The 6,495-nt window shown below is 68.9% G+C and carries 5 protein-coding genes and 1 pseudogene; 2 read left to right on the top strand and 4 right to left on the bottom strand.

From position 1 onward, the window contains the following. Both J7E68_RS12295 and J7E68_RS12290 read left to right on the top strand, forming a co-directional pair. A pseudogene (locus tag J7E68_RS12295) lies at window positions 1–1,212 on the top strand (hypothetical protein); the annotation flags it as partial. Between the two features lies 1 nt (window position 1,213). Next, window positions 1,214–2,347 carry a glycosyltransferase family 1 protein gene (locus J7E68_RS12290; protein ID WP_215172966.1) on the top strand — a complete coding sequence of 378 codons (1,134 nt, stop codon included), beginning with the start codon at window positions 1,214–1,216 and terminating at the stop codon, window positions 2,345–2,347. Window positions 2,348–2,354: 7 nt separating this feature from the next. Here the strand turns inward: J7E68_RS12290 and J7E68_RS12285 are convergent, their stop codons facing one another. The 4 genes from J7E68_RS12285 to J7E68_RS12270 all read right to left on the bottom strand — a co-directional run. Then, complete coding sequence (locus J7E68_RS12285) at window positions 2,355–3,665, bottom strand: glycosyltransferase (RefSeq protein WP_215172964.1); 1,311 nt, start codon at window positions 3,663–3,665, stop codon at window positions 2,355–2,357. Then, a complete protein-coding gene (locus J7E68_RS12280; RefSeq protein ID WP_215172962.1) occupies window positions 3,662–4,063 on the bottom strand; it encodes a hypothetical protein in 402 nt (133 codons plus the stop codon). Before J7E68_RS12280 ends, J7E68_RS12285 begins: the two co-directional genes overlap by 4 nt. Next, complete coding sequence (locus J7E68_RS12275; protein ID WP_215172960.1) at window positions 4,060–5,187, bottom strand: glycosyltransferase; 1,128 nt, start codon at window positions 5,185–5,187, stop codon at window positions 4,060–4,062. Before J7E68_RS12275 ends, J7E68_RS12280 begins: the two co-directional genes overlap by 4 nt. Next, window positions 5,177–6,495, bottom strand: a 1,319-nt coding sequence (locus J7E68_RS12270) for an ABC transporter ATP-binding protein (RefSeq protein WP_215172958.1), incomplete at its 5' end; no start/stop codon positions are given. The genes J7E68_RS12270 and J7E68_RS12275, both read right to left, overlap by 11 nt.

Here is a 6,495-nt window from a genome sequence, read left to right as displayed (position 1 = left end):
CGGTCGTGTCGTGCACGACAGAGCCGAGACGAGGCCGCGCGCATGAGCATGAGCGTCTCCGAGCGGTTCGGCGACTGGGTCGCGAGACACCCGGGAAGCGTGATCGGCCGCGCGGCCGCACTCCGTCTCGGGCTCCCCCGCCGAGACGACCTCGCGCAGGTCGCGACCGCTCCGGACACGGCGGTGAGGGTTCTGATCGGTCCCGCGAACTTCGCCGGGCAGGCGACGCTCTGGGCGCGCGCGCTGGAGTCGCGCTTCCCCGGGGTGGGAGCACGGTCGTTCGCGACCAAGTCGGCCTTCGGCTTCCCCGCTGATGCACTCGTCGCGCCCCGGGTCTTCCAGAACTCACGCACATGGCAGCGCGCACAGGCAGCGGCGGCCACCGGGTTCACCCATCTGCTGGTGGAATCGATGGTGCCCCCGTTCGGCCGGCTCGCCGGACGAGATCTACAACGTCAACTCCGCCTCCTCGGCAGCGGACCACGAGTCGCATTCGTGCTCCACGGAACAGACGTGCGATCAGCGCGGCGCCCCGTCGAACAGCTCACCGCCGGCGAGCGGCAGGCGGATCGCATCGCGGCGCGCAAGCGCGTGTTGCTGGCCGGAAGCGACGGCCCCGCATTCGTCACCACCCCGGATCTCCTCGATGACGTGCCCCAGGCCGTCTGGCTGCCCGTCGTCATCGATGTCGACTCCTGGGCGCGGCCCGATGCGCACGCCGCCTCCGCAGCGATGCGAGTGGTGCATGTGCCCAGCAGCTCCGCGATCAAGGGCACGGCGACGATCACGCCTGCGGCCCAGGCGCTCCACGACGCGGGGGCCATCGACTACCGGCCGGCCAGCGGAGTCTCCCATGCCGACATGGCGGGCATCCTGCGCACGGCCGACGTCGTGCTCGATCAGTTCGTCCTGGGCAGCTACGGTGTCGCCGCCTGTGAGGCGATGGCGGCCGGAGCGGTCGTCGTCGGACACGTCTCGCGCCCCGTCCGGGACCGCGTGCTGGCAGCGACCGGGCACGAGCTGCCCATCGTCGAAGCCACACCCGACACGCTGTCCGGCGTGTTGCGCCGACTCGCAGACGACGCCGACGCACGTGCGCGCATCGCCTCCGACGGACTCGCTTTCGTCCGTGAAGTCCATGACGGACGAATGAGTGCCGACATCATCGCGCGCGCCTGGATCACCGAGTCGTCTCCTGGGAGCACCACCTGACATGTCACGCCTGCTGATCATCTCCTTCTCCGACCTCAACTCCGATGCCCGACTGCAGCGGCAGATCGCGGCGTTCGCCGAGTCGTACGAGGTCGTGACTGCCGGGTTCGGGACACGACCCGACGGATCCGCCGAACACATCTCGCTGCCCCTCCCGCCCAGCGGGCGGGCTCGATCGCGTCGGATGCAGATCGAATCGGTGCTCTTCCGCGCTCGGGCTTTCGGGCTCGTGCACCGCACGTCCCCCCTGCTGCGGTCAGCGCGCAAAGCTCTGCGCCACGTCAGCGCCGACGTCGTGCTGGCGAATGACATCGACGCCGCCCCGCTCGCATTCGACATCGTTCCGGCCGAGCGAGTCCACGTCGACCTTCACGAGTTCTTCCCCGGCCTCCACGACGACAACCCGGCGTGGGCGGCCCACCGCGGCGTGTACAACGCCTGGCAGGTTCGCCGTTTCGCTGCCCGCGCCGCGTCGACGACGACCGTCGCCCCGGAGATCGCGGAGAGATATCGGGCGTTCGGCCTGGATCCCGAGGTCGTCACGAACGCTTCCGACTACCAGGAGCGCGTGGTTCAGCCGGTCGCATCCCCGATCCGCGTGGTCCACACCGGCGCGGCGCTCGCGGGTCGTCATCTCGAGACGATGATCGAAGGTGTCGCCCTCAGCACCGCCGACATCGCACTGACCCTCCACCTCATGCCGAACGACCGGGCGTACATCGATCGCCTGCGGGCCCGAGCGGCTGAGCTGCCGAACGTCCGCGTTCTCGACGGTGTGCCGCACTCCGCTCTGATCGACACGCTCGCGCAGCACGATGTCGGGATCCATATCCTGCCCGCCACCTCGACGAATCATCGCCTCGCACTGCCCAACAAGTTCTTCGATTTCGTGCAGGCGCGTCTCGGACTCATCGTCGGGCCCACCGCCGCCATGGCGGGCATGACGCGCCGCTACGGTTTCGGAGCCGTGACTGAGGGATTCAGCCCCCGCGACGTCGCGGAGGCTCTCGACGCCCTCACGCCCGAGAAGGTCGCCGCCTGGAAGCGAGCATCCGATTCGGCCGCCTCGGAGATCTCCGCGCAGCACCAGGTGAGCACCTGGGTCACGGCCATCGATCGCCTCGCCGTCGGCTGAGCCGTGACTACCTGCCGATCGCGGAACTGAGCGCGGCGATCCTCGGCGCGAGCTGACCCGCACGCGAGTACTGCGCGCCCCACTCCTGTGCGGCCGCACGCTGCTCGGCCGTCTGCGTCGCCGCCAGTTCCCCCGCGCGTGCGAAAGCCGCGGCGACGTCATTCTCGGTCAGAGCCGCAGAGGGAATCCACGCCAGCGACTCACGCAGCACGTCGCTCGCGGCATTGCCCGGATCGTGCACGGACACGATGGGAATGCCCGTGGCCGTGTACTCGAAGACCTTGCCGCTGGTGACGTAGCGACCGGTGCCGAGGGCGAGGACGAGAGCGTCGAAGCCCCTGTAGGCCCCGGCGATGTCGGCTTTGCCGACGGGGCCGTCGTAGCGCACACCGTCGGATGCAGCGGCATCGATCAGCTGCGCGGCGAGACCATCTCCGGCACCGAAGTGACCGATGTAGCCACGCAGCACGAGCTGTGCGCCGGCGAGGCGCGGCTCGTCCCGGCGCGCTCGACGCCACCCGGCGAGAAGGGTCTCGAGCGGCACATTCGGAGTGATCGTCCCGATGTACCCGAAGACCAGTCCGTCGTCGCGCTCTGCACGCACCGGAACCTGCAGCGGCTCCCGGTACTCGTCGAATCCGTTGGCGACCACTCGCATGCGATCCCGGTCCTGCGGGTGCTCCTGCTCGTGCCACTCGCGGATCGCGTCGTTCACGAACCAGATCTCGGTCGCCGAAGCCATGAGGCGCTGCTCCCACCGTCGCACGCCCGGGGTCGCCGTGATCAGTCGGCGCCCGGAGAAGACGTCGAGCTGCCAGGCGTCGCGATAGTCCATGACGTAGGGCACGCCGTACCGACGATTGAGATGCCAGCCGGGGATGAAGTCGACGTGCGGGTTCGCCGTGCCGATCGCCAGATCGACCGGTCGCTCTGCATGGACACGCTCCGCCATCGCCTGCAGACCCGGGCGCCAGCGTCCGTAGTTCGGCTCAGGGAAGCGGATGAAGTCCTTTCGAAGGTCCCACAGCTTGTGCAGTTCGGGGAAGCGCGCTCGGGCGTAGGGCCAAGCGGCGATGTCGTTCTGGAAAGCAGGTACGTCAGGGTCCTCCCGCACGACGCGCACTCCCGGTGCGATCTGCTTCGCCAGCTCCTCATCGGAGCCGGTCGACTCGCGGAAGAGCTTCTCGGGCACGGTGAGCACCGTCACGTCCCAGCCTGCCTCCGCGAACGCATTCACCGTCGCGACGGCTCGATAGACGCCTCCCGCGCGGCTCGGTGGAAAGCTCCACGCCGTGTACAGCAGGTGGGGCCGGCTCATGACGCTCCTCCGGAGGCACCCACGGCGACCAGCGCGGCGGCCATGCCGAAGACCGCTCGGGGGTGACGTGCCGCCCGTGAGGCCCGCCAGGCGGCCAGAGTCGCGTCCTCTTCCGCCGCGACGATCAGGTCGGCCTCGGCGATGGCGCGTCTGGCTCCCTCGTCGGCCACGACCGCGCGGGCGAACTGAGTGGAGTTGTCCGCCCCGACCAGCCGCAGTGCGATGCGCGCGGGGATGCTGTTCCCGCACCGGCGCTGCACAGCCGAGGCCCACCCTGACGGCTTCGGCACTGACATGTCCGTGGGGGAACCGTCCCATCCGATCGTCTCGACGTGCGACGCATCGGACAACCGGCCATCGACACGGGTGCCCCGAGGTGCCAGGATCACGACCTTCATCGCGAGTCCTCCGCACTCTGCGATCCCCGACGGTCGACGTAGCCACGGGCGACACGGCGCATCACGGCTCGTCCCGCGAGCATGGTGCGCAGCGGCGCGTGTCGGTGCAGGATCAGACCGAGCGCCTGCGGAACGGCGGACGCGAACCGCGAGGGGCGTCTCTCGTGAGCGGAGTTCGCCGCTTCGAGGGACCTCGACTCCACGGCCTCGATGTACGGGCTCAGTGCTCGGGGCAGCAGCGCTCGTGCACCTGGAGCGACCGCCCACAGTCGGCGGAGCACCCCGTCGGCGGCATCGAGGTCTGAAGACTGCAGCCGCGCCGACACGAGCCGGTTGCGCACCGCGGGAACGACATGGACGCGTATGAGTTTCGACACGACCGCGCGCCGTAGGGCGGGTGGCAGCTCGGCCAGCACCGCGATCACATCGTCGAGAAAAGCGAAGTCGTCCCCGAGTGGGCCGAAGACGTGCGTGACGCGGTCATTCTGATCGGAGTGCTCGCGATAGACCGGCGACGCCGGATCGAAGACCACACGAGAGGATGTCCACAGGCGGAGGCCGAAGGACTGATCGACGCCCCTCGGGAGCCCGTCCGCATACCGCAGCCGATCTGTGGATCGGCGGCGCTGCAGACCCAGCGCGGCCGTCCTCTCGAACAGTCTGTCCCTGTCTGCGTCGAGCAGACGGACCGACCGAGATGGTCTGATCCGTGGAGTCGGCACCCCGTGTCCGTCGTCACGCACGATCGGCGCGACGACCGCGTCGGCCCGGTGCCGTTCGGCCAGCGCCACCCACGAGTCGAGCGCGCCGTCCTCGAGACTGTCGTCGGATCCGATGATGGTGACGAACTCGCCTGTGGCGGCATCCAGACCGCAGTTGAACGCGTTCGCCGGCGACCGCACCCCGTCGGCGAGCGCGAGGATCCGGACGCGCGGGTCATCGGCCAATCGCCCGAGGCGGGCCGCGATGTCTTCGGATGCGACGTTGTGCGCCACGACGCTGACCCGCACATGCAGCGACGAGCGGAGCGCGGATGCGACCGCTCGTTCGACCGGTCGATTCGTGTTGTGAACGGCGACGATCACATCGACGACCGGCGACGCAGCCGGCGACTCAGAGACCACTGTCGGCTCCGGGGTCCTCCGCCTCGATGAGACCGGCCAGTGCCGCCTGCAGAGCGAATTCGGGCTCGGCGGCGACGACCTCGTTGAACGAACCGGACGCTGCGACCTCTCCGTCTCGCATGAAGAAGATGATGTCGGCGTGGCGGATGGTCGACAGGCGATGCGCGACGGTGATCGTCGTCACAGATCCGCGCAGCTCTTCGATCGCGTTCGTGACGGCCGCCTCGGTCGCAGTGTCGAGCGCACTCGTCGCCTCGTCCATCACGAGGACCATCGGGTCGGTGTAGAGCGCTCTCGCGATCCCGAGCCGCTGACGCTGACCGCCGGACAGAGCGAGCCCGCGCTCACCGATACGCCCGTTGATGCCGCCCTCGCGTGCCTCGATGAGCGGGAGGATCTGTGCCCGCGACAGCGCCTCGCGCACGCGGTCGCGATCGAAGTCGGTGCGCCAGCTGAGCGCGACGTTCTGAGCCACGGTCGCGTCGAAGAGGGAGACCTCCTGCGGCACGTAGGAGATGTTCGCTCTCCATGCGTTCAGGACGCCACCCAGCGGAACATCATCGACCGTGATCGCTCCGTCGGTCGGCTCCACCAGCCCGAGAAGAAGATCGATCATCGTCGACTTGCCCGCACCGGATGCACCGACGAACGCGACCTGCGATCCGAAGGGGATCTCGATGTCGACGTGTCTGACCGCGTCAGCGGCGTCCGGCGAATACCGGAACGTCACATCGCGCAACCGAAGAGCCCGTGGCTCCTCAGGGAGGCTCGCAGTGTCTCCGATGCTCGCTGCCTCCATGTAGCGATCCGAGCGCCGGACCTCTTCCAGGACGGCACGCGCATGCGGCGCGCTGACGTTCAGCTGCTGCAGCACGCCCTGGAACCGGATCAGCGAGGGAGCGAGCCGGAAGCCTGCCAGACCGAACAGAGCGATCGAGGCCATGGCCCCGTCGACGTTGCCCTCAGTGAGGAAACCGGTCGCGCCGACGACGACGATGCCGCCGATCAGAGCGACGTCGAGGACGTAGCGCGGCACCTGCGCGAGGAACTGCGAGTTCGCTCGCGCCCGAGTCGCGTGCGCTCGGTTCTCGCGCACGACACCTGCCACCTCGGACGCGCTGCCGCGGAGCGTCACCTCTTTAAGGGCGCCGATCATCTCGGTGATGAGTCGTGAGGACCTCAGCGAATAGCGCAGCGCGACCTGTCCGGCCTGCTTCGAGCGTCGGGAGATCTGCAGCTGGAGCACCAGAGCGATCGCCCCGAGATAGACGAGCGTGACGAGTCCGACGAACGGCAGGGCGATGCCGA

The sequence above is a fragment of the Microbacterium sp. ISL-103 genome, from assembly GCF_018613995.1.
Classification (GTDB): Bacteria; Actinomycetota; Actinomycetes; order Actinomycetales; family Microbacteriaceae; genus Microbacterium.
Note: the sequence above shows the minus strand (reverse complement) of the source record. Positions and strands in the feature narration are given on the sequence as shown.

Coding starts and splice junctions, on each gene's coding strand:
- J7E68_RS12285 (WP_215172964.1), bottom strand. CDS start 3,665: ATGAGCCGGCCCCACCTGCTGTACACGGCGTGGAGCTTTCCACCGAGC.
- J7E68_RS12290 (WP_215172966.1), top strand. CDS start 1,214: ATGTCACGCCTGCTGATCATCTCCTTCTCCGACCTCAACTCCGATGCC.
- J7E68_RS12280 (WP_215172962.1), bottom strand. CDS start 4,063: ATGAAGGTCGTGATCCTGGCACCTCGGGGCACCCGTGTCGATGGCCGG.